This is a genomic window from Acinetobacter sp. WU_MDCI_Abxb74, assembly GCF_025513915.1.
Classification (GTDB): domain Bacteria; phylum Pseudomonadota; class Gammaproteobacteria; order Pseudomonadales; family Moraxellaceae; genus Acinetobacter; species Acinetobacter calcoaceticus_C.
In genome coordinates this window covers 1-22,933 of sequence record NZ_JAHPRP010000013.1, presented here as the reverse complement: position 1 = coordinate 22,933, position 22,933 = coordinate 1, and the positions used below count along the sequence as shown (strand labels likewise).

Below are 22,933 nucleotides of genomic sequence, written 5' to 3'. Positions count from 1 at the left end.
GGTTTCTCGATGTTCTTTATCCAATTTTATAAAACCTGATAGATAGATTGATATTTGTCTTGTAATGACCGTTGTGGTTTCATGATTAAACTCGAGGAATGTTCTAGATCATTCAAGAAGTTATTACGCCAATGAGTAAGATCAGAAATAGACAAACCTTCTATTAATTGTTGGTAACGATTAATACGTTCAGCTTTCGGCATTTCTAAAGCTATTTTTAAAGTATCGATCATTGCCACTCTATCTTGCGGGTCAACAATCAGGGCCTGAGTCATCTGCTCAGCAGCACCCGCATATTTAGATAAAATCAGAACTCCAGGGTTCTCTGGATCTTGAGCTGCGATATATTCTTTTGCTACCAAGTTCATACCATCGCGTAGTGAACTAATCCAGCAAATATCAGAATGGCGATAAATATGCATGAGACTATGGTGTTGAACCGTGTCATAACAGCAATCTACTGGTCTCCAGTCCTCATGCGCAAACTCTTCATTAATCAGTTCCAGCTTCGCTTTAAAACGTTGGTATAAGCGCTGATAAGTGGGAATATCTGTACGAGATGGTGTTGCAACTTGAATATGTCGAACAAGGCCATGATATTCAGGATTGGTCTCTAGAAAAGTTGCAAATGCATTGAAACGTTCAAGTAGACCTTTTGAATAATCAATTCGATCCACTCCAATAATTGTTTTTTGACGAGGTATTTCCTCGAAATTAAACACAGAAGGAGCAGACAAATCTTGCTGAGCTTGCTTTTGAATAAGCTCCGGTTGAACACCAATTGGATAAGATTTAATTAATATCCGACGTTTCTTATAGCTAATACTGTCACGTTGAATTTTCTGAGCTTCAAGTAAATTAACACATGTTTGCATACATGCATTTTGATCAGTCTGGGTTTGTAAACCGATCACATCATATTGGCTCAAGTCTTGAATGAGTTCCAAAGCTACTGGAATTTTGCGCCAAATATTGAGGCTTGCAAAAGGAATATGGAGAAAGAAACCGATCTTATTTTGCATGCCTAATTCACGACAGTAACGCGCTACACTAAAGAAGTGATAATCGTGTACCCAAATAAGATCTTCAGGTTGAGCAAGCTGTTTTAACTTTTCAGCGAATAATCGATTGACCTTTTGATAGGTATTATATTCTTGAGCATCATACTCAATAAGGTCTTCACGAGCATGCATTGCTGGCCACAAAACCTTATTTGCAAAACCACAATAATATTGCGCGTATTGCTGGTGAGTAAGAGGGCAGGTAATGTAATCGATTCCCTGAGAATAGGCCTGTTCAAATTCTGGCGCTTCGCTATCGGTAATTTGCTGCCCATTCCAGCCCAACCAAATACCATTACTATCGTTCAAAGCATCTTGTACTGCTACAGCAAGACCACCTGCTGATGCTTTACCTGAAGGCATACTTATTCTATTTGATAATACAATTAATTTAGACATATTTGTTCTCCATACTGATTTTGACTATTTTTGACATATAATTTTTTTATTCTGTCTTGAAATAAAAAAAGAAAAAGAGCAACGGTATTAATATCTTCTAATCTATATTTAGCTTCTGTTTTACCTGAACCTACTTTAATGGTAAGGCCATTCTGTTGATTAATAAAATTAAAACCAGATTCATCAGTTAAATCATCACCAATAAAAATTGGATATACTAACGGTAAATCAAGATGTTTTAATATGGTTTGAATTGCTTTGCCTTTGTCAGCTTGTTTAGGTATTAATTCAACTACACATTTTCCTTTATTTATTTTTAATTGACGATAGAAATATTTAATTTTTTTCATAATATAAATAGCTTGCTCTTCTAAATCTGGGTTTTTTCGATAATGTAAAGCAATAGAATATCCTTTGTCCTCAATGAGAAAATCTGGATATATTTGGCAAGCTTGTTTAATATCTTCTTTTAACTTTTTAAAATTAATATCACTTAAATCTGGACGTAAATAGGTATCTGAACCGAAGTAGATATCAAGCCCATGTAAACCGGCTACCGGAATTTCAACATGCTGTAGTAGCTTACGAGCTGTTTCGATATCACGACCGGTAACAGCAATAACAGGTATATTTAATTGAGTTATTTTTTTTATAATTTCTAAGGTAGAGTTAGGAATAAAACTCTGCTCAGGATTAATTTGAAAAGAGGCTAGAGTGCCATCAATATCTAAAAATAAGCAGAATTTTTTTTCTGTAGGAATAGTTTTAATAATATCATCTGGTGTAACAAAATATGTGTCTTTTCGTTTCTCCTTAGATAATATATTTTGACCTTTCATTTTAGTCTACCTATTAACTTTTAATTAATATTTAAAGTTCTATCATTAAAATGAATTGATGAGTCATTTTTTTTAATAAAAAAACATAAGTCTTAACATTAATTACATTGCATAATGGATTTATAGGTGAAGTGTGGAGTATGTTGTTTTTTGATTAGCTTCAATGTTTAGATAATTAAATTTTTGTATGTTTCCTATTAATAATGCAGTTATTACTTATCAATGTATTTCAGAATATTAATTAGGTATAAATACTTGATTTTAATCTTGAGAATTTGTTTTTTATATTGATTTTAAAGGATATTTTAAATTGATATTAATATATAATCTTTATAAAACTAGCTCTGGGCAAGCATATGAAGTTACAAAATAAAATTTTATTGATTACAGGCTGGGGTGTAGGAATTGAACCTCTGCAATCACTAAAATTGCATTTGCAACAGAAGGGTTGTGATGTACAACTCATTAATATATTTGATGTTTTAAATAGTAGCTTCCAGAAACAGCTTAATTTATTGAATGATGTAGATACTGTAATTGGATGGTCTTTAGGAGGTCAGCTAGCGACTCACTTAGTTGATTCTTTTTATAAGAGCACTGGCCTAACAAAAACTTTAATTACACTCGCTTCTAATCCATGTTTTGTTGCCAATAACACGTGGCAAACTGCAATGCCTGCGGATGTATTTGATCTGTTTAAACAGTCTTTTTTACAAAATCCTGAAGCGACCTTAAAACGTTTTTATTATTTAATTACTCAAGGGTCAGTACAAGCTAAAAAAGATTGGCTGAACATGCAAAATATAGCAAACCCGCCCCCGTATGAGTTGTTATTACAAGGATTAGAAATGTTAGAGCATTTAAACTTGGTAGATAACTTAAAAAATTACTCTGGTCCGCAGCTTCATTTATTTGCAGAGCAAGATGGTGTCATTCCTTGCAAAATTGAGGAAAATTTTGCACATATCGCGACAGAAAAGATGAAATACAAAGTATTAAATGAAGCTACTCATGCTTTTCCATATCTACAAGTAGAACGAACAATTGAAGAAATCTGCCAATTTTTAACAATTCATCAGCAAAGTTAATCAGCTTTGATTGATATCGCAATTTTCTTTCATTCTTAACAGGTTTAACATGTGTTCAATGAAAGATTTGAACGCTGTAAAAGGGTAAATAGGATGACCGATAATTTTGATTTGGAACATATTTGGCATCCTTATACTTCAATGACCCAACCTTTACCAACATTTAAAGTTAAACGTGCGTATGGCGCGACTATTGAGTTAGATGATGGTAGGGCTTTAATTGATGGTATGTCATCTTGGTGGTGTGCAATTCACGGCTATAACCATCCTGAATTGAATCAGGCAGTGACCGATCAATTACAAAACATGTCCCATATCATGTTTGGTGGGCTAACGCATGACCCTGCCATTGAACTTGGAAAAATTCTTTTAAAAATTACCCCGCCAAGTCTCGATAAAATTTTCTATGCAGACTCGGGTTCTGTTGCCGTTGAAGTTGCTTTGAAAATGGCAGTGCAGTTTTGGAATGCACAAGGTCAACCACAAAAAACAAATTTTATTACCACACGTTCTGGCTACCATGGGGATACATGGAATGCGATGTCGGTGTGTGATCCAGTTACAGGCATGCATCAGATTTTTGGTACAAGCTTACCAAATCGTCTTTTTGTTGCAGCACCACAAACCAAATTTCATGAAGAGTGGAACCAGCAAGATATTGCAGAATTAGAACAAGCCATTCAGCAAAATCATGAGCATCTTGCAGCCTTAATTATTGAGCCGATCGTACAAGGTGCAGGGGGCATGCGTTTTTATCACCCTGAATATTTATGTCAGGCTAAAGCGCTTTGTGAACAATATAATCTGTTATTAATTTTTGATGAAATTGCGACTGGCTTTGGCCGCACTGGTAAGCTCTTTGCGTGGGAACATGCACAAGTCGAGCCGGATATTATGTGCATAGGTAAAGGGCTAACAGGCGGTTATATGACATTATCTGCTACCTTAACCACAAAGCATGTGGCGGAAATGATTAGTCAGGGAGAGGCTGGCGTATTTATGCACGGCCCAACCTTTATGGCCAATCCGCTTGCTTGTGCTGTTGCCTTAAAAAGTACGCAATTATTAATTGAGCAAGATTGGCAAGCCAATATTGAGCGAATTGAGCAACAGCTTACTCAATATTTAACACCGCTTAATCAGCTAGATTATGTTGCTGATGTGAGAGTACTTGGTGCAATAGGTGTAGTTGAACTCACTTTTAATGTTGATATGAAAACATTGCAGAAAGAGTTTGTTGACCGTGGAATCTGGATTCGTCCTTTTGGCAAGCTGGTGTATGTCATGCCACCTTATGTAATCACTCATCAAGAACTAAGCAATTTGCTTGAACAGTTAGTTGAAGTTGTTAAAACGATGCAAGGAGTGCATTAAAATGATATTGCTTGATCATTTTGCTACTCAATTGGATGAACTAAAACAGCAAGGTAACTTCAGACAATTTACCCAAAATGTGCAGCAAGGTCGTTTTATTACAATTCAAAATAAAACGATGCTGAACTTGGCATCCAATGATTATCTTGGCCTAGCTGCGGATGTAAAACTTCGTGAAGAGTTTTTAGACAGTTTTCCAGTCGAGCGTAGCTATTTTAGTTCTTCATCATCACGTCTATTAACGGGTAATTTTGAAGAATATGAACAATTAGAAAATAGCCTAAGCAAAGCATTTGGTGGTCGTGCGGCACTATTATTTAATAGTGGCTATCACATGAATATTGGTATTTTGCCTGCTGTTGCTGACAGTAAAACATTAATTTTGGCTGATAAGCTGGTTCATGCCAGCATGATCGATGGTATACGTTTATCGGGGGCGCAGTATGTACGTTATCGCCATAATGATTTACAGCATTTAGAGCAACTTTTGCAAAAATATCACGACGATGACAAGGTTGAACGCATTATTGTGGTGACTGAAAGTATTTTTAGTATGGATGGTGATGAAACGGATCTAGCCGCTTTAGTCCAGCTCAAAAAACGTTTTGCTAAAACCATGCTGTATGTTGATGAAGCGCATTCAATTGGTGTGCGCGGTCAGCAAGGGTTGGGATGTGCTGAACAATACAATGTCATTCAAGATATTGATTTTTTAGTGGGGACATTAGGTAAAGCATTAGCAGCAGTCGGTGGTTACATTATTTGTCACCCAATTATTAAAGATTATCTCATTAATAAAATGCGCCCACTTATTTTCAGTACCGCTCAACCGCCGATTGTGATGGCTTGGGCAAACTTTGCATTCCAAAAAGTCTTACAAGCTCAACCGCAACGTGAGCATCTACAAAATATTAGTCAATATCTTCAGCATGCTGTTGTACAAAAAGGCTATGTGAGTCCATCAACCAGCCATATTATTCCAATTATTGTGGGACAAAGTCAGGCTGCTATTCAAAAGGCGAAACAGGTTCAAGAAAATGGTTTCTATGCCATGCCAGTACGCCCACCAACAGTTCCTCAAAATAGTTCTCGTTTGCGTATTTCTTTAACATCAATGGTACAGCAGCATGAACTTGAAGCACTGGTGAGTTTCCTGTGAGTTTGAACAAAGACTTAGTTGCCCAACGTTTTGCTAAAGCAGGGCAAAGCTATTCAGAACATGCAATTGTTCAAAAACAAATTTGCCAAAATTTAACAGGCTTATTAGAGCAATTTTGCCCTAATATTTTGTCTCGCGTTTTTGAAGTTGGTTGTGGTTCTGGCAATTTAACTCGCCTTATTAATGCATCTTTTCAAATTGAAGAATTGATTTTAAATGACTTGTATGCAGATGTGCAGCAGCACTTTATCCCCCAAGAAAATTTGAAATGGTTGATTGGTGATATTGAAACTTTAACGTTTCCACAACATCTCAACATGATCGTTTCAGGTTCAGCTTTACAATGGATGCAGGATTTACCTCGTGTACTTCAACATTGTCATGCTGCTTTAATTGAACAAGGCTGGTTATGCTTTTCAACTTTTGGGCCAAAAAATTTAATCGAGATTAAAGAGTTAACAGGTCAAGGTTTAAGTTATTGGTCTATTGAAAATTGGAATAATGCTTTAACTCAGGCTGGTTTTGAGGTTCTGCATTTGTCTGAGTCAGAAGCCCAGCTCTATTTTGATTCACCTAAAGCTGTTTTGCAGCATTTAAAAGCGACAGGTGTAACTGCAACAGCACGTCATCGTTGGAACAAGCAGACTTTACAACAGTTTTATCAAGATTATGATCGGTTTAAGCATGCCGAGGGATATTCCTTAACATATCATCCGATTTATTGTATTGCCCGGAGAATGAAGTAAATGAGTGGTCAGATCTATTTTGTGAGTGGGATTGATACCGACATTGGTAAAACCTACGCTACAGGTTTTTTAGCAAAATTATGGACTGAGCAGGGTAAAAAAGTGATTACCCAAAAACTCATTCAGACGGGTAATGCTGATATTTCTGAAGATATTGAAAAGCATCGTGAAATTATGGGGCAGGGATGGTTTCAGGAAGATCATGATAAGCTCACCATGCCGGAAATTTTTAGTTATCCGGCTTCGCCTCATCTGGCAACACGCCTAGATAACCGAGAAATTGACTTTCAAAAAATTGAAAATGCAACTCAAACATTAGCTGAGCGTTTTGAAATTGTTTTACTCGAAGGTGCTGGTGGATTGATGGTGCCATTAACTACCAGTTTACTCACCATTGACTATGTTGCTCAGCATCAGTTCCCCGTTATTTTAGTGACATCGGGTCGTTTAGGAAGTATTAACCATACTTTACTTAGTCTTGAAGCACTCAAGTCTCGTGGTCTGAAATTGAAAGCTTTGGTATATAACTTAAAAGATGAATCAAAAGATCCATTAATTTCTCAAGATACTTCAAATTATTTGAAAAATTATCTAGCAACTCACTTTCCGGAAGCTGAATGGATTGAGTTGGCAAAGATGGATTAAAGCTAAAAACATCGATAAAAAAACCGCTCTTCGTAAGAGCGGTTTTTTACGTATTATTAAATACTTTTAGAATTTCTTTGAACCACGGTTAAAACCAGTTGTTTTACGTTGATTGCCAGTGTTCACAGGTGCTTCTTTTTCATCATCACGACGTTGTTGACGTAAAAAACCGCCACGACGAGCAGCCATTGGCTTTTCAGTCATACGATCAGTACGGCGTTTTGCCATACCAAATAAACCTGTGCCTTGACGTGGTTTTAACTCAACAGATTTTGCTAGATTATCGATATCAGTTTTATCAAGTTCCATCCAGCGACCAGTACGTAGTTCGCGTGGCAAAATGACTGTACCGTAGCGAGTACGCAATAAGCGGCTTACTTTAAGTTCTTGTGATTCAAAAATACGACGAACCTCACGGTTACGGCCTTCTTTCACCACTACTTGGTACCAGCGGTTAATACCTTCGCCACCAATTTCCGAGAAAGACTCAAATTTAGCTGGACCATCTTCAAGCTCTACGCCAGTTACCATTTTTTGGCGTATTTTAGGTGTTACTTCACCCATAACTCGAACAGCATATTCACGTTCAATTTCATTTGATGGGTGCATTAAGCGGTTAGCAAGCTCACCATCATTTGTAAACAGTAATAAACCAGTACTGTTAATATCTAGACGACCTACCATTACCCAGCGGTCATTCGCAATTTGCGGTAAATGATCAAATACGGTTGGGCGTTTTTCAGGGTCATTACGTGAACAGATTTCACCTTCTGGTTTATAGTAAATCAATACACGGCGACGAATTTCGTCTTCAATTTGAAACTGAACTTTACGGCCATCAATGCGTAATTCATCGCCTGGTTCAATGCGCTCACCCACTTGGGCAACACGGCCGTTTACACTCACGCGTCCTGCGGCAATAACCTCTTCCATATATCGGCGGGAACCTAATCCGATTCGCGCTAATACTTTTTGCAATTTTTCACTCATGACAGCACAACCTTAGACATAATGATCAACAGTCCACCTCTTTATGATTTCGGTGCATTTGCATCGAGAGCCATAAAGGCTTCCTTGGCGTTCTGTAGGGGAGGCAATTGGCCTAGCGAAGCTAGACCAAAAGCATTCAGAAACTGAGGCGTTGTAATTAACAACGCGGGTCTTCCGGGTAAATCTCTAAAACCGGCTTCTTTAATCCAGTTCCAGTCAAATAGTGTTCTAAGAATCTGACTATTATTAGACACACCACGAATTTGTTCAATATCAGCGCGGGTAACTGGTTGATGATAAGCAATGACGGCCAATGTTTCTAGTAATGAAGGCGACAGTTTTGTTGGTCGCTCTGGCCAAATTTGCGCAATAATACTACGATATTTAGATCTTACCTGAAAGCGAAACCCTTGCGCTGTTTCAATCAACTCAATAGATCGGCCATGTTGTAATAGCGCGAGCTGTTGTAAAAGTTGACGAAGCTGTTGTTTATTATACTGATTATTAAATGCTTCTTTTAAGCGGGCAATTGAAACGGGCGCTTCACTGGCAAAAATAATTGCTTCAAGTTGTAATAAAACTTCGTGATGAATGTCAGCTAATGACAAATCACTATTATTTTGTTCAAAGCTCATATTGAAGATCCTTGAATTGCTAAAGGAGCTTCAATACCAGATGCAATAATTTTAACTCGCTGTTGTCGGGTTAACTCTAAAACAGCCATAAAAGTCACAACCATTCCCATGCGACCTTGCAAAGGATTGAGTAATTCTTTAAAACTTAACACGTCACCAGACTCTAATTTCTCTTCAATATATGCAATGCGTTCTTCGAGTAATACAGGTTCTTGTGCCACAACATGAGTAACGGGTTCCGGGCGATTAAATACACAGAACAGTGCATCATGTAATGCTGAAATATCATAACCTTCATAAACAGGAGCGATATGACCTAAGCTCACATTTGCACTGAATGTATCTCGCTCAAGAATTGGCATTTGACCTAAACGCTCAGCCGCTTGCTTAATGCGTAGATAGGTTTCAAGTCGATCAATAAGTTCCTGTTTAGGATCTTTTTCAATACTTATAGTGGTGGGCTTTGGTAAAAGTAGGCGAGACTTTAAATCAGCCAATAAAGCTGCCATCACCATATAATCAGCTGTTAGCTCAATATTTAAGGACTTCATACTATCCATATAAGTTAAATATTGAGTTGCTATAGGCGCAATATCGACTTGAACTAAATCAAAACCGTTTTTTTGAATCAGGTAAATTAAAAAATCTAGTGGGCCTTCAAACTGTTCGAGTAAAATCTCAAATGCAGCAGGAGGTATATAGAGATCTTCAGGAATCTTGTCATGCCACTCATCTAAAACACGGATGTGTGGAGCGTCTTCCATGGATTGATGAAGTGATTGATTCATTACGATTATAAGCCACGCGAATTTTCAAAAGCATGAGACTTGTTATTCAAGTCAAAGAGAGCTGTAAATAGAAGAACAGCAGATAGTGGAAATCATTCTAAATGAATTGTGCCTTTTAATAAATTACTTAACGACTAAAGTGTAAAAAAAATCCAAAATAAATAAAGAGTATTTTTTGGAGTGATAATACTTTTTTTAAAACTGTTGGTAAAAATTGTAAGTGCTTATTCAAAAGCACTTACATCTCCAATACCACGGCGGATAATTTCAGGATGTTCACCCGATAAGTCGATAATACTTGTGCTTGTTAAAGTACCGAAACCACCGTCAATAAATACATCAATTCGCTTATCTAACTGATTTTCAATATCGTAAGGATCGTCTAAAGGATCTTCTTGTCCTGGTAAAATTAATGTACTAGTGAGTAAGGGTTCACCAAGTTCTTTTAATAAAGCCTGACAAATTGGGTTACTTGGAATACGTAAGCCGATAGTTTTCTTTTTAGGATGCATTAACCTACGTGGAACTTCACTGGTTGCAGGTAAAATAAAAGTCGTAATGGCTGGAGTGTTCGCTTTCAATAAACGATAAGTTGCATTATCAACTTTTGCGTAAGTTGCAATATCAGATAAATCACAGCACATAATTGCATATTGATGCTTTGGCCCTAAACCGCGAATCTGTGCAATACGTTCCATAGCATTTTTATTACCGATTTGACAGCCAATTGCGTAGGCAGCGTCAGTAGGGTAAACCACAACATCTCCGGCACGAATGCGTTCAACCGCTTGGTTAATGAGGCGTTGCTGTGGATTTTCAGGATGTACATGTAAATGCATCATATTTTAGAGACTCCATCACGCCAGTGTTACAAATAGTATTAGACTTTTTAAATAATCTAGGCAAGTCATTAGCGTAGTTTTTTTGTCAATTAATCAAGGAGTTCACGTTTAAATTCATTTAATTGTAACGGTGTGCCTGAACGGGTACATTGGCAAATAAAACCAATAAATGCTGCTGCATCACGTGGCAACTTGGCTTCACCTGAAAAGTAACGTTGTACTTGAGCATAAACATTATCTTTAAATATTTTGCCATCTCCGCCATCACCTGTCAGGTTATCAAGCGAGACTCTAAATTTTCTACCAAAAGACTGTGCAAATAACCATTCAATTGCCTGTGGCTTAACTTCTACTTGTTCAAATAGACTTTGCTGTTCTTGTGTGCGACCGTCGGGGGCGTACCAATATCCTAGATCAGGTAGGAGGCGGCGTTTTTCACCAGCAATCGACCAGTGACTGATTTCATGCAAGGCGCTGTTCAAAAAACCATGGGCGAATTGGATTTTAGCCGGACCCTGATTTGTTGCCGGGAAATATTCTGGTTCAAAATCTCCACGAACTAATGTCACATTATGGTGGGAAAACCAGTGATTAAAGTGTAAAATAAGCCAATCGACTTGCTCAGACTCTAATTTTGAGCTTGACCATGGTGAGAGTTGCACTATGTCATGTACAAGAGTGTTCTGATGAGTTGAATGGGTGCAAACGAGTGATGAAGTGTTAACTTCAAGTTGCGGCTGCAACAGGTGCATTGCTTAATTTACCCCGAGTTCTGTCTAAAGAAGTGCAAAATTGTATCTTAATCTTTGACAGAGTACCGATGAATTTGTAGAATTGCCGCCTTAATTATGTCAGCAAATACCTTTCCGGCACAGATTGAGCCGTTTAAATGGGCTGAACAAGGCTTTACATGGTCAGGTCAACTGCCCTTGTCTCGCTTTGCTCGTATCGCTCGTGAAGCTGTTGGATCAATTGATAATCAATTGATCAACATAGACTGTAAGCTATCAATGGATGCATATCATCGCATTGTGTGGATGGATGGTCATATGGACACGATAGTTCCAATGGAGTGCCAACGTTGTTTGGAACCCGTTGAAATGCCTCTTGTCTTAGACTTTCATATTGCATTAATGGATGATGAGTCACTGATAGAGCGCTTGGATGAGGATGCTGATTTCATCGTTTTAGGTGAAAGTGAGTTTACGACGAAAGGTGATTATGATACGCCAGCCTCGATTAACTTGCTCGCATTACTAGAAGATGAACTGTTATTGTTGGTGCCTTTATCTCCCAAGCATGATGCTTGTGAAAATAAACATCAACCTACCATTCAAAACGTTGTTGAAGAAAAACGGGATAATCCGTTTGATGTTTTGGCAGGTTTGAAGGGTAAACTTAACTCATAATTTGTGATATAATTTTGAGATAAGACAACTGAATTTGTTCTGATCCATTTTTTCGATCTTTGTAAGGAGCCATCATGGCCGTTCAGCAAAACCGTAAAAGTCGCTCTCGCCGTGACATGCGCCGTTCACATGACGCTTTAACCGAGAATGCATTAACAGTAGACCAAGCAACTGGTGAGACTCATCGTCGTCACCACGTTACTAAAGACGGTTTCTACCGTGGTCGTCAATTATTCGCTAAAGCAGCTGATGCTGAATAATTGTATGATATGCATTAAGCGTGATGCTTAAGTATAGAAAAAATGGGAGCGAAAGCTCCCTTTTTTTGTTGTTTTTCGCAATTATAAAAATATAAATAACATGTTAAATTTCCGCTCCAGAAATGAGTGAAAACCCAAAAAAGGATTTCTTATGTCTGCTAAACGTCTTGAACAAGTAGCTTTAGCCACAAAAACTGCGTTTGTGTTTCCGGGTCAAGGTTCACAAAAAGTCGGTATGCTTGCTGAACTAGCAGAACAGTTTAGTGGGGTTGGGCAAACCTTTGCTGAAGCTTCAGATGCGCTTGGATTCGATCTGTGGCATATCGCGCAAAGTGGTGAAGGCCTCAACCAAACAGAAAATACCCAACCTGTGTTATTAACTGCCAGTATCGCTCTATGGCGTGTATGGCTTGATTTAGGTGGTCTGGCACCTAAGTACCTTGCAGGACATTCTCTAGGAGAATACAGTGCTTTGGTTGCTGCAGGATCTATGAGCTTGGCAGATGCAGTGAAACTAGTGAATTTGCGTGGCAAACTCATGCAAAGTGCTGTTCCTCAAGGGGAAGGGGCTATGGCTGCAATCCTTGGTTTAGCCGATGAAAAAGTGGTTGAACTTTGCCAAATCGTGAATGCAGAAGGTCAAGGTTCAGTAGAAGCTGCAAACTATAATTCACAAGGCCAAGTCGTGATTGCTGGAAGTACAGCATCTGTACAACAAGTGATGACTTTGGCAAAAGAGCAGTCTGCTAAGGCAATTGCTTTACCTGTGTCAGTTCCTTCGCATTGTTCATTGATGAAACCTGCGGCTGAAAAATTTGCAGAAGCTTTGGAACAAACTGCCATTGAGCTGCCTACCATTCCTGTAATACAAAATGTCAACGCGGGAATAGCTACCGATGTTGCTCAATTACGTCAGGCGTTAACTGCTCAATTGTACCAATCTGTACAATGGACAGACACGATGCAGTTTTTACAAGACCAAGGTATTCACTACATTGTTGAGTGTGGACCTGGAACAGTATTGAGTAATCTCGCGAAGCGTTTACCAAATATAGAAAAAGCTTTTGCTATCGATAGCAAGAGTAAAATGGAAGATGCCCTAAATGCTGTTTTAGTGGCAGAAGGAAAAATTGCATGACACAAGAACGCAAAGTTGCATTAGTAACGGGCGCGAGTCGGGGCATTGGCGCTGCAATTGCCCAGCAACTTATTCAAGACGGTTATTTTGTTGTAGGTACTGCGACATCTGAATCTGGTGCACAAAAGTTAAGTGAAAGCTTTGGTGAGCAAGGTGCAGGTTTAGCTCTCGATGTGCGTAATCTCGATGAGATTGAAGCAGTCGTTTCTCATATTGAACAGAACTATGGCCCTGTGCTTATTTTGGTTAATAATGCGGGTATCACGAAAGACAATTTATTGCTACGTATGTCAGAAGATGATTGGGATGACATTCTCAACATTCACCTAAAAGCTGTATATCGTTTATCTAAACGTGTGCTTAAAGGTATGACAAAAGCGCGCTTTGGCCGCATTATTAATATTAGTTCTGTTGTTGCGCACTTTGCAAACCCAGGTCAAGCGAACTACTCTGCTGCTAAAGCAGGTATTGAAGCGTTTAGCCGCAGTCTTGCAAAAGAGATGGGTAGCCGCCAAATCACTGTGAACAGTGTGGCACCAGGTTTCATTGCAACAGAAATGACAGATGCACTTAGTGAAGAAATTCGCAAAAAAATGAGTGATCAAGTGGCTTTAAATCGCTTAGGTGCGCCACAAGATATCGCAAATGCGGTGAGTTTCCTTGCAAGTGATAAAGCAGGTTACATTACCGGTACGGTATTACATGTAAATGGTGGTTTATACATGGCCTAGGGCTGATGTATAACTTTTAAAAATTTTTATATTCAATTAAACTAGTGGCAAATCAAACGCCACGAGCAATGAGGAGAATTCCTGTGAGCGATATCGAACTACGCGTTAAGCAAGCAGTTGCAGAACAACTTGGTCTTAAAGCTGAAGAGATTAAAAACGAAGCATCTTTTATGGATGACTTAGGTGCTGACTCTTTAGATTTAGTTGAACTTGTAATGTCTTTCGAAAACGACTTCGACATCACTATCCCTGATGAAGATTCAAACGAAATCACTACAGTTCAATCTGCAATTGACTATGTAACTAAAAAACTTGGTTAATTCGCATATTGCTGAATAAAAAGAAGGCCACCGTAAGGTGGCTTTTTTTATTTGAGTAAAATAAAAGGAAGAGATACATATTTTTACAAGATCAGCCTCAATTGATAGCAGAGGTATATCTTTTTTCACGTATAACAATAAGGGTCAGTTTAATGACTTTACTATAAACAATAATATGAGGACTAAAAGATGGGTCTTTTTGATTTTGTAAAAGGTATTGGTAAGAAAAATACCGCGCCAGCAGAACCACAACCAGCTCCAGCAACACCAGCAGAACCTTCTGCACAAGAAATCGCAAATAAATTATTAGGTTTAATTAAAAGCTTAGGTCTAGGGGTGGAGGGTTTATCTGTAACGTATAATGGTGCAACTGATACCGCAATCATTAAAGGACAGGTAAAAAGCCAAGCGGATAAAGAGAAAATTATTCTTATTGTTGGGAATATTGATCATGTTGCACAAGTAGATGATCAAATGACCGTTGCAACTCCTGAACCAGAAAGTAAATTCTATACAGTAAAGTCTGGTGATAACCTTTCAAAAATTGCGAAAGAATTTTATGGTGATGCGAATCAATACCAAAAAATCTTTGAAGCAAACAAACCAATGCTTAAAGATCCAGATGAAATCTTCCCAGGACAGGTTTTACGTATTCCTCAATAATTGAGGGTAATAAAAAAGGCGCTTTTAGCGCCTTTTTCTTTTTCTAGAATCTTTTTGGTATTTTTTGCCCATTTGCTACAGGAGTCTCGGCGTTCTTTAAAACACCAAATAACCATGTTTCGGCATGCTGTACCGCAATTTTTAAAGAATCACTTAAAGCCAAACGACCAGCAATAAAACTAGCTAAAGAACAACCTGAACCGTGATACTCACCGTCTAAGCGGGGGCAACTACTACTCGCTGCAAGTCCACCATTAATATATAAACTATTTTTAATATAATCTGGTGTATCTTCGTGTCCACCTTTGACTAAAACAGCTTTTGCGCCCATTTCAAATAGCTTTTGCGTTGCTTGTTCTAAGTCATCGACACCCGTGAGAGCACGTAATTCGACTGTATTTGGAGTAATGATAGTGGCTAGGGGAATAAGCTCAACGAAAGCTTTGACAAGAGTTGCTTGATCACCTAAAGAACCCCCACTGTTTGCCACCAAAACAGGATCGAGTACATATTGATAATCTGGGTGGGCGCGAAGAAACTCAGCTAGAGCAGCAATGTTATCTGTAGTGCCAAGCATGCCTGACTTAACGCATTTGATTGGTAAATCATCTACAACGGCATTTGCTTGAGCTAATAATAGTTCTTTTGAGGTTGCTTCGAAGCCAAATACTTGTTGTGAGTTTTGAATGGTGAGGGCTGTACATGCAATTGCTGCATGAGCACCACTTTGTCCAATCGCTTCAATATCAGCTTGTAAACCTGCACCACCTGAAGGGTCTAAACCCGAGAAACAAAGTACGGTTGGACGCACGGTTATTTCCTTTTCAATTTAAATTTACGTTAGTATAAGAGAGTTTGATTAAACTCTCGACCAATTGAATTAAATACTTTACTGGGTTAATGATTGAATGGCTATAAAACATATTTTGATTGATTTAGATGGAACCCTAACAGACCCAAAAGTTGGTATCCATACTTCAATTCGCTATGCAATGGATAAGTTGGGCTTTCCATTGGCTGCCGATTTAAATATTGACTGGACAATTGGCCCCCCTTTAAAAGCCTCATTAGCAAAACTATTAGCCACTCAAGATGATGCTTTGGCTGAGCAAGCTTTACTTGCTTATCGTGAGCGTTTTTCAGTTACGGGCTTATTTGAAAATGAAGTATATCCATCGGTTGCCCAAACACTTAATGCATTGAAAGAAGAAGGGTATCGTTTATTTGTTGCAACCGCTAAACCGACTATTTATGCAAAACGTATCTTAGACCATTTTGACTTAAGCCAATATTTTGTACATATTTATGGTAGTGAGTTAACAGGTGAGCGGACCAATAAAGCTGAACTCATCCATTATATTCTTGAACATGAGCAACTAAACTCAGAAGAATGTTTAATGGTCGGTGACCGTCAATATGACATTTTAGGTGCTCGCCACAATGGTATTGAGGCAGTAGCAGTGACTTATGGTTATGGAACACCAGAGGAACTTGAACAAGCACAGCCTAAAGCAATGATTATGCAATTCTCTGAACTTTTGGAATATATCGAAGATCAATCAACACAAAAGAAAGTATCTTAAACATTAGTAAATTTTAATGTGAAGGTTTGGCTTTTATCTAAAGCCAAACCTTTTTTTATTTAAATACCGTGTTGTTGGCGGTATTGAACAAGTTCTTCAATGGTAATCACGGTTATATGGTGAGTTTGAGCATATGCCAAAACTTGAATACCTGATGCCATGGTGCCGTCTGGGTTGGTTAATTCACATAACACGCCAGCAGGTTTAAGTCCTGCTAGTCTTGCTAGATCAATTGTTCCCTCAGTATGACCTCGGCGAGTCAGCACTCCACCGCTACGTGCACGTAAAGGAAAAACATGGCCCGGACGGTTAAGATCACTTGCGACAGCACCATCTTTAATTGCAGTTTGAATGGTAGTAACTCGGTCTTTAGCCGAAACACCTGTCGTAACACCTTGGGTTGCTTCAATGGTCACTGTAAAAGCGGTATGAAACTGGCTTGAGTTTTGAGAAACCATTGGTGGAAGTTCTAAATGATCTGCTAACTCTTCTGTAAGGCATAAGCATACAATACCTGAGCCATCACGAATCATACGTGCCATTGTTTCAACAGTTAGTGTTTCGGCTGCAACAATTAAATCTGCTTCATTTTCACGGTCGAAGTCATCCATAACCAAGACAGGTTTGCCTTGACGAATATCTTCTAATGCTTGTTGAATACGTTGTTCAGCAGGAGAGAGGGCTGAGAAAAAAATTTCTGGTTGAATTAAGCTAGACATAATGAAACGCTCTCGTAAAAATACGGTTGAACATTTCAGGACTGATGTAAAAACAGGCTGTTACTGAAATAAAACGGATTTATCCCAGCTCGTCGTCTTCTTTCATCCGGACTATACCGTCGGCTTTGGAGTTTCACCAAATCTGCTCAAATTACACAATTTAAGCTCGTGGGCTTGTTAATTTATCAATAAAAATTAACTTTACCACCGGTGGGGAATTACACCCCGCCCTGAAGCGATGGGTTTTATTATAGCGCGCTTGATAAAATTGGCTAGATGCTTTTGTAGAATGCTAAGTTTCTTTATGAATAAGTATTTTCACAAACGGAAAAAGGCTTTTTAACAAGAGCTTACTTGTTGATATGAAAATGGAATGTTATGTTTTTTATAGAAAATTATAAATAAAATAGGTGTTTCATGCAGATAAGAGATGATTATCCCCTTAGGAATACTTTATTTATTCAGCATCTCCATATTTTCAGTTATGTATTTATGGCGGTTAGTATTCTTTATTTAATTGCTGCTAATTGGTTAATGCTTCCAGACAGTATTCAATTAGTTATCCCGCCAGTTATATTACTTGTGACAGCATGGTTCAGCATAAAAGATACTTTAAGTGAAGGAGTTAGGCAGACTTTACATGGTGTTTGTGGCTTGATGGTCGGCTTAAGTTTGGCTGTAATCGGGCAGGTCTATCAGACTGGGGCAGACAGTTATTTGCTTTTCTTAATTTGGACATTACTTTTATTACCGTGGCTATATCGACCAAATATTGGAATCTTTGCTTTAATTTGTATTACTAGCCAACTTACACTTTTCTTATTTTTTAAGCAGACTTTTTGGTTAGAAAAATTTCCTTATTTATATCTATTTGCTTTAAATTTATTAAGCCTTATAGAATTTGGGCTATGTATAAACAAGTATCGTGCTTTACGTTTCGTCTTTATCGCTTGGTTTGCCGTCATTTCGATCATTGGAATGATCCAGTTTTTATCAAGTGAAAATATTCCTTATCTGATTTCGGCTTTCTTTTCAGGAATAATCATTTTTTATTATTTCTTCAAAAAAGATGATCAATTATGTGCCAGCTTAATGGCCGCTGTTCTTGGTGTGACTGCAACAATATGGCTTGTAGATAGGATCAATGACTTATTTAAAGATTCAAATGAATTCATTTTTTTATTCATTGCCGGCATTATTTTTATCTGGTTTGCATTAATTAGTTATTTTTTAATAAAAATCTTTCGTCAAAGCCGCTTTTATGTGATCCCTTTAGCAATTGGCGCTTGGCTTGCAGGTCTAGCACTCGGGGCTTTTACATTAGTATTTTGGGAAACTATTTCATTAATTATAGGAGTCATTTTTGTTGTTATAGCCTTTGTTTTATTGAAAAAATCCCAACACTATTTCATTCGGCAATTTGCCTATTGTTTATTTATAAGTGGTCAAATCGCTTTTTTGTTTCATCTAGGGTCTGAAACAGATCAGATGTTATGGGTGCTAATTGCACAGATTTTTATTCTCTGTATAAGTTATTTTCTTAAACCCCATTGGTTCTTTATTTTAATTCAAATGCTCGCTACTTATGGCATAGCATTTATTTACTTACTACAAATGGATCATTCATTGTGGTCAGTAGATTCTGTCCAGACATATTTAAATTTAACCCTGCTCAGCTATTTTGTTTTTAGTTTGATGTTCTTGCCGAAGGGTCGATCGATAGTTCAATATGAGCGTAGTATCTATTTGTGTGTGCTTGCGGTAGTTGTGGTAGCTTCTTTCTTTGATACTTTTATGGGGTTGGCTCTAGATGATTCGATAGACCTGAAATTATGGATAATCTATCTATTACCTAGTCTTTGGTTATTGTGCTTTAGTTCTTTTTATTTGTATAAACAGCTTAAAGGAACAGCATTTTTTGCCTTTTTAATTTTTGGCATATTGCTTATTGCAATGGGCTATTTTGAAATTTTCATTCTATTTATTATTTTAACTTGGGCTTTAAAAAAGAAAGATTATATTGTTTATGGAGTTACTTTGGCTGTATTTGTTTTAGTGTTCTGGCAGCTCTATTACAACATGCAAATAACTTTTCTAGCCAAGAGTGCATCAATTTTTATTTCTGGTTTTGTATTGTTAGCTTTGTATGGGTTACTTCAGCATGAAAATAAAAATGATCTTATTGAAGGAGAGAAAGGATGAAGAAGTATTTTTCTCTTATTCTTGCACTAGTTACCATATTGTTCTTTGCAGGATTGGTAGCAAAAAATGAGTGGCATCTGCGCCATAGTAAAAGTATTTTCATTGAGCTTAAACCAGTTGATCCTCGTTCAATTTTACAAGGTGACTATATGGCACTGGCTTATGAATTAAATTTACAATCTCTCAAAGCTCTTGCAGGGAGTGAGAGCGAAGCTTTAGATCAAGTGATTTTTAATCGTTCTTCCATTCCAGCAAAAGTTATTTTGGATTCAAAAAATCGTGTAGTTCGTACAATTTTAGATATCAATAATTCATATGCTGGGCAAAGTTTAATTTTAAAAAATCCTGAAAATCGTTTTCAGGCTTTGTATCCTGCATCTCGTAGTTTCTTATTTGCAGAAGGTCTAGCTCAATGTTATGAAAAAGCCAAATATGCCGAATTTAAAGTAAACCCAAAAGGAGAGGCGATTCTATTTGATTTACGAGGAGAACAACTTCAACCTTTAAATTGCAAACAGCAAAAGAACTGGTGGGAAGGAACTATTTAGGATTTATAAAATTATAAAAGCCCGTCAATGCGGGCTTTTTTTATTCTTAGAATAAGTTAAGCAACTTGAACAGGAATACAATTCGCTGTGTGGTTAACTGTATTATTTGGATTTGCATATACCAAACGTGGTTTATGAATATTTGCTTCAGCTTCAGTAAAATCGCCAAACGTAGCAATAATCACTAAATCGCCGACATCTGCTTGATGTGCAGCGCCGCCATTTACTGAAATAATTCCAGAGTTATCTTCACCACGAATCGCGTAGGTCGTGAAGCGTTTGCCATTAGTTACATTCCAAACATGAATTTCTTCATATTCACGAATACCAGCTAAGTCCATCAATACGCCATCAATTGCACAAGAACCTTCATAGTGAAGTTCAGCATGGGTTACAACTGCACGGTGAATTTTGCATTTTAATAAACGAGATAGCATGGCTAGCGTCTCCTGAGTAGACCTAAGATTAAGATCTTATGGTGAAATCTATAGCTCTTTTGCTGTGGGCAAAGTGACTGATGCGCATTTTGCTCCTAAAAAAGCAAGATAGCAAGCTTGATTGTTCAACAATTTAAGTGGGTTTATACGCATTAATTTGATTCATGGCCTGTGGAACTTGACCTTGAACAAGAAGTTTCACTTTAGAGAGGGCATGGTCAATTGCTGCATCCATCAGACTTTGTTCACTACTTGGTGCTTTGCCAAGTACGTGACCTGAAACTCTCTCTTTCGAGCCAGGATGTCCGATACCAATACGTAAACGATGAAAATTTGGACCAATATGAGGGACAATGTCACGTAAACCGTTATGACCACCATGTCCACCGCCTGTTTTAAGACGAATTACACCAGGGTTCATATCAAGTTCATCATGAGCAATCAAAATTGCTTCGGGAGCAATTTGATAAAATTTTGCAAATGGAACTACACTTTGTCCAGAACGGTTCATAAATGTAGTGGGTAGAAGTAGACGGACATCGTGTCCTTCTATATTACCACGTCCGCTGATTCCGTGAAATTTTGGATCATTTTTTAATGTAATGCCATATTTATTAGCAAGCTGTTCAATGAACCAAAAGCCTGCATTATGGCGGGTCTGGGCATATTCTGAACCAGGATTGCCCAAACCAACAATTAGCGAAATATTTGACACTAATCTACGCCTTTTAACACTTATGCGCGTTTGAAGTCAGCGTGCATAGGAGTGTTTTTAGCTGGGTGACGTTGTAACGCTTGGATTTTAACGTTTTCAACTTTGTCGCCCACTTGGATTTCTATAACTTCTTCAAAGAAAGCATTGTTTTCTAAAGCTTTTACAAGCTGACGAAGTTCTAAAGTAATAGCTACAGGCTCAGCATTGCCACCATAAATGATAGCTGGAATTAATGCTTCGTGACGAAGGCGGCGGCTCGCACCTTTCCCTTGTTTGTCTTCAGCACGCGCTTGAGCGTTTAATACGAAGTTTGACATGAGTAAATCCTCATTAAAGTTAAATAGACTAAACTTGCGACCAGTTTAGTGATAGAAAACCCCAGCCAAGGCTAGGGTTCATAAAAGCTGCAGTATTATAAACTATCGAACATCGCACTGATAGATTCTTCGTTATTAATACGACGAATCGTTTCAGCAACCATGCTAGCAACAGAAACCTGACGGATTTTGCCCAAGGTTAATGCTTCTTCAGAAAGAGGAATAGTGTCAGTGACAACTAATTCATCAATAACTGAATTACGTAAGTTTTCAATAGCCTTGCCAGAAAGTACAGGGTGAGTTGCGTATGCAACTACACGGCGTGCACCAAATTGCTTAAGCGCATCAGCTGCTTTACACAATGTACCGGCAGTATCAACCATGTCATCTACGATAACGCAATCACGATCTTTTACGTCACCAATTAAATGCATAACTTGCGATTCATTGGCTTTTTGACGACGTTTATCAATAATTGCTAAATCGATGTCACCCATCTGTTTGGCAACGGCACGAGCACGTACTACACCACCAACGTCAGGAGAAACCACCATAAGGTTATCATGCGATTGTTGACGTAAGTCAGCAAGCAAAGCAGGAGTACCATAGATGTTGTCGACTGGAATATCGAAGAAACCCTGAATTTGGTCAGCATGTAAGTCAATCATTACGACACGATCAATACCAACAGTGGTAAGCATGTCTGCAACAACTTTAGCTGTAATCGGCACACGTGCAGAACGTGGGCGACGGTCTTGGCGAGCATAACCAAAATAAGGGATAACGGCTGTAATACGACCAGCACTTGCACGACGCAAAGCATCTGCCATAACCAAGATTTCCATAAGGTTATCATTGGTAGGGGCACAAGTAGGCTGAACGATAAATACGTCTTTACCACGAACATTTTCAGTAATTTCTACTGAAATTTCTCCATCAGAAAAGTGACCGACTGATGCAGCACCTAGAGGGATATGTAAGTGACTTACGACTTTTTGAGCGAACTGTGGATGAGCATTTCCACTAAAAACGACAAGATTGGGCATGAAGCACCCTTGGCGGTTGGTATGTAATTAAATAGATGGCAGGGGCGGCTGGATTCGAACCAACGGATGCCGAGATCAAAACCCGGTGCCTTACCACTTGGCGACGCCCCTAATGCGGCAGAACTTTAATATTTTTGCAATGCAATGTCAAGATTAATCAACAAAAAGCATAGCAATTAAGTCTGTCTTTAAAATAAGAGAATGGCAGGGGCGGCTGGATTCGAACCAACGGATGCCGAGATCAAAACCCGGTGCCTTACCACTTGGCGACGCCCCTAA

At 38.2% G+C, this 22,933-nt stretch carries 27 protein-coding genes, 2 tRNA genes and 1 riboswitch; of the genes, 14 read left to right on the top strand and 15 right to left on the bottom strand.

The window, feature by feature from the left end; translation table 11 throughout:
* Window positions 1–26 precede the first annotated feature (26 nt).
* Together KTH84_RS16915 and otsB are read right to left on the bottom strand one after the other, a co-directional pair.
* Window positions 27–1,460 (bottom strand): trehalose-6-phosphate synthase, encoded by a 1,434-nt coding sequence (locus KTH84_RS16915; RefSeq protein WP_197730930.1) that lies wholly within the window; start codon window positions 1,458–1,460, stop codon window positions 27–29.
* Window positions 1,448–2,299, bottom strand: a complete 852-nt coding sequence (otsB, locus tag KTH84_RS16910; RefSeq protein ID WP_262474365.1) for a trehalose-phosphatase — start codon at window positions 2,297–2,299, stop codon at window positions 1,448–1,450. Before otsB ends, KTH84_RS16915 begins: the two co-directional genes overlap by 13 nt.
* A 356-nt stretch (window positions 2,300–2,655) precedes the next feature.
* Here otsB and KTH84_RS16905 point away from each other — a divergent pair, with 356 nt between their 5' ends.
* The 5 genes from KTH84_RS16905 (at window position 2,656) to bioD (ending at window position 7,311) form a co-directional block, all read left to right on the top strand.
* Window positions 2,656–3,387 (top strand): alpha/beta fold hydrolase, encoded by a 732-nt coding sequence (locus KTH84_RS16905; RefSeq protein WP_262474363.1) that lies wholly within the window; start codon window positions 2,656–2,658, stop codon window positions 3,385–3,387.
* Window positions 3,388–3,480: 93 nt separating this feature from the next.
* Window positions 3,481–4,761, top strand: a complete 1,281-nt coding sequence (gene bioA / locus KTH84_RS16900; protein WP_262474361.1) for an adenosylmethionine--8-amino-7-oxononanoate transaminase — start codon at window positions 3,481–3,483, stop codon at window positions 4,759–4,761.
* Window position 4,762: 1 nt separating this feature from the next.
* Window positions 4,763–5,920 carry an 8-amino-7-oxononanoate synthase gene (locus KTH84_RS16895; protein ID WP_262474359.1) on the top strand — a complete coding sequence of 386 codons (1,158 nt, stop codon included), beginning with the start codon at window positions 4,763–4,765 and terminating at the stop codon, window positions 5,918–5,920.
* A complete protein-coding gene (gene bioC, locus KTH84_RS16890) occupies window positions 5,917–6,666 on the top strand; it encodes a malonyl-ACP O-methyltransferase BioC (RefSeq protein ID WP_262474357.1) in 750 nt (249 codons plus the stop codon). The genes KTH84_RS16895 and bioC overlap by 4 nt, the downstream gene beginning before the upstream one ends.
* Window positions 6,667–7,311, top strand: a complete 645-nt coding sequence (gene bioD / locus KTH84_RS16885; RefSeq protein ID WP_262474356.1) for a dethiobiotin synthase — start codon at window positions 6,667–6,669, stop codon at window positions 7,309–7,311.
* Between the two features lie 66 nt (window positions 7,312–7,377).
* Here the strand turns inward: bioD and rluB are convergent, their stop codons facing one another.
* From rluB to KTH84_RS16860, 5 genes are all read right to left on the bottom strand, one after another.
* Window positions 7,378–8,301 carry a 23S rRNA pseudouridine(2605) synthase RluB gene (gene rluB / locus KTH84_RS16880; protein WP_262474355.1) on the bottom strand — a complete coding sequence of 308 codons (924 nt, stop codon included), beginning with the start codon at window positions 8,299–8,301 and terminating at the stop codon, window positions 7,378–7,380.
* A gap of 41 nt (window positions 8,302–8,342) precedes the next feature.
* Entirely contained in the window at window positions 8,343–8,936 is a 594-nt protein-coding gene (gene scpB / locus KTH84_RS16875; protein WP_004641560.1) for an SMC-Scp complex subunit ScpB, read from the bottom strand.
* Window positions 8,933–9,724 carry a segregation and condensation protein A gene (locus KTH84_RS16870; protein WP_262474352.1) on the bottom strand — a complete coding sequence of 264 codons (792 nt, stop codon included), beginning with the start codon at window positions 9,722–9,724 and terminating at the stop codon, window positions 8,933–8,935. The genes scpB and KTH84_RS16870 overlap by 4 nt, the downstream gene beginning before the upstream one ends.
* A 224-nt stretch (window positions 9,725–9,948) precedes the next feature.
* On the bottom strand, window positions 9,949–10,566 hold the full coding sequence (locus KTH84_RS16865) for an L-threonylcarbamoyladenylate synthase (RefSeq protein ID WP_133975089.1): 618 nt from the start codon (window positions 10,564–10,566) through the stop codon (window positions 9,949–9,951).
* Window positions 10,567–10,655: 89 nt separating this feature from the next.
* On the bottom strand, window positions 10,656–11,318 hold the full coding sequence (locus KTH84_RS16860) for an elongation factor P hydroxylase (RefSeq protein ID WP_262474351.1): 663 nt from the start codon (window positions 11,316–11,318) through the stop codon (window positions 10,656–10,658).
* A 96-nt stretch (window positions 11,319–11,414) separates the two neighbouring features.
* On the opposite strand from KTH84_RS16860, the gene KTH84_RS16855 reads away from it, so the two are divergent.
* The 6 genes from KTH84_RS16855 (at window position 11,415) to lysM (ending at window position 15,087) form a co-directional block, all read left to right on the top strand.
* Window positions 11,415–11,975, top strand: coding sequence for a YceD family protein (locus tag KTH84_RS16855; RefSeq protein WP_042896901.1), 561 nt, complete (start codon window positions 11,415–11,417; stop codon window positions 11,973–11,975).
* 74 nt (window positions 11,976–12,049) lie between these two features.
* A complete protein-coding gene (rpmF, locus tag KTH84_RS16850; RefSeq protein ID WP_000290730.1) occupies window positions 12,050–12,235 on the top strand; it encodes a 50S ribosomal protein L32 in 186 nt (61 codons plus the stop codon).
* Window positions 12,236–12,386: 151 nt separating this feature from the next.
* The gene (fabD, locus tag KTH84_RS16845) at window positions 12,387–13,373 is read left to right on the top strand and encodes an ACP S-malonyltransferase (RefSeq protein ID WP_262474348.1); all 987 of its coding nucleotides are present in this window, start codon (window positions 12,387–12,389) and stop codon (window positions 13,371–13,373) included.
* Entirely contained in the window at window positions 13,370–14,104 is a 735-nt protein-coding gene (gene fabG / locus KTH84_RS16840) for a 3-oxoacyl-ACP reductase FabG (RefSeq protein ID WP_042896904.1), read from the top strand. Before fabD ends, fabG begins: the two co-directional genes overlap by 4 nt.
* Before the next feature lie 83 nt (window positions 14,105–14,187).
* Entirely contained in the window at window positions 14,188–14,424 is a 237-nt protein-coding gene (acpP, locus tag KTH84_RS16835) for an acyl carrier protein (protein WP_004641570.1), read from the top strand.
* 189 nt (window positions 14,425–14,613) lie between these two features.
* Entirely contained in the window at window positions 14,614–15,087 is a 474-nt protein-coding gene (gene lysM / locus KTH84_RS16830) for a peptidoglycan-binding protein LysM (RefSeq protein ID WP_004641572.1), read from the top strand.
* Window positions 15,088–15,130: 43 nt separating this feature from the next.
* Here lysM and KTH84_RS16825 read toward each other — a convergent pair whose 3' ends face one another.
* On the bottom strand, window positions 15,131–15,898 hold the full coding sequence (locus KTH84_RS16825; RefSeq protein WP_262474345.1) for a hydroxymethylpyrimidine/phosphomethylpyrimidine kinase: 768 nt from the start codon (window positions 15,896–15,898) through the stop codon (window positions 15,131–15,133).
* A gap of 97 nt (window positions 15,899–15,995) precedes the next feature.
* Between KTH84_RS16825 and KTH84_RS16820 the strand changes: the two genes are divergently transcribed.
* Window positions 15,996–16,670: an HAD-IA family hydrolase gene (locus KTH84_RS16820; protein ID WP_262474344.1), complete on the top strand. Its 675-nt coding sequence runs from the start codon at window positions 15,996–15,998 to the stop codon at window positions 16,668–16,670.
* A gap of 59 nt (window positions 16,671–16,729) precedes the next feature.
* Here KTH84_RS16820 and ribB read toward each other — a convergent pair whose 3' ends face one another.
* Window positions 16,730–17,389 (bottom strand): 3,4-dihydroxy-2-butanone-4-phosphate synthase, encoded by a 660-nt coding sequence (gene ribB / locus KTH84_RS16815; RefSeq protein WP_262474342.1) that lies wholly within the window; start codon window positions 17,387–17,389, stop codon window positions 16,730–16,732.
* A 90-nt stretch (window positions 17,390–17,479) separates the two neighbouring features.
* Window positions 17,480–17,630: riboswitch (FMN riboswitch) on the bottom strand.
* Between the two features lie 176 nt (window positions 17,631–17,806).
* Between ribB and KTH84_RS16810 the strand changes: the two genes are divergently transcribed.
* The gene (locus KTH84_RS16810; RefSeq protein ID WP_262474341.1) at window positions 17,807–19,591 is read left to right on the top strand and encodes a DUF2157 domain-containing protein; all 1,785 of its coding nucleotides are present in this window, start codon (window positions 17,807–17,809) and stop codon (window positions 19,589–19,591) included.
* Complete coding sequence (locus KTH84_RS16805; protein ID WP_133975077.1) at window positions 19,588–20,139, top strand: GDYXXLXY domain-containing protein; 552 nt, start codon at window positions 19,588–19,590, stop codon at window positions 20,137–20,139. Before KTH84_RS16810 ends, KTH84_RS16805 begins: the two co-directional genes overlap by 4 nt.
* A gap of 56 nt (window positions 20,140–20,195) precedes the next feature.
* On the opposite strand, the gene panD is transcribed toward KTH84_RS16805, so the two are convergent.
* From panD to KTH84_RS16775, 6 genes are all read right to left on the bottom strand, one after another.
* On the bottom strand, window positions 20,196–20,576 hold the full coding sequence (panD, locus tag KTH84_RS16800; protein ID WP_002120296.1) for an aspartate 1-decarboxylase: 381 nt from the start codon (window positions 20,574–20,576) through the stop codon (window positions 20,196–20,198).
* Window positions 20,577–20,709: 133 nt separating this feature from the next.
* Entirely contained in the window at window positions 20,710–21,291 is a 582-nt protein-coding gene (pth, locus tag KTH84_RS16795) for an aminoacyl-tRNA hydrolase (RefSeq protein ID WP_003653332.1), read from the bottom strand.
* Window positions 21,292–21,311: 20 nt separating this feature from the next.
* A complete protein-coding gene (gene rplY / locus KTH84_RS16790; RefSeq protein ID WP_004641581.1) occupies window positions 21,312–21,608 on the bottom strand; it encodes a 50S ribosomal protein L25 in 297 nt (98 codons plus the stop codon).
* A gap of 95 nt (window positions 21,609–21,703) precedes the next feature.
* The gene (locus KTH84_RS16785) at window positions 21,704–22,654 is read right to left on the bottom strand and encodes a ribose-phosphate pyrophosphokinase (RefSeq protein ID WP_003653329.1); all 951 of its coding nucleotides are present in this window, start codon (window positions 22,652–22,654) and stop codon (window positions 21,704–21,706) included.
* Between the two features lie 36 nt (window positions 22,655–22,690).
* A tRNA-Gln gene (locus tag KTH84_RS16780) sits at window positions 22,691–22,765 on the bottom strand.
* Between the two features lie 91 nt (window positions 22,766–22,856).
* Window positions 22,857–22,931 (bottom strand) — tRNA-Gln (locus KTH84_RS16775).
* Between the last annotated feature and the right edge of the window lie 2 nt (window positions 22,932–22,933).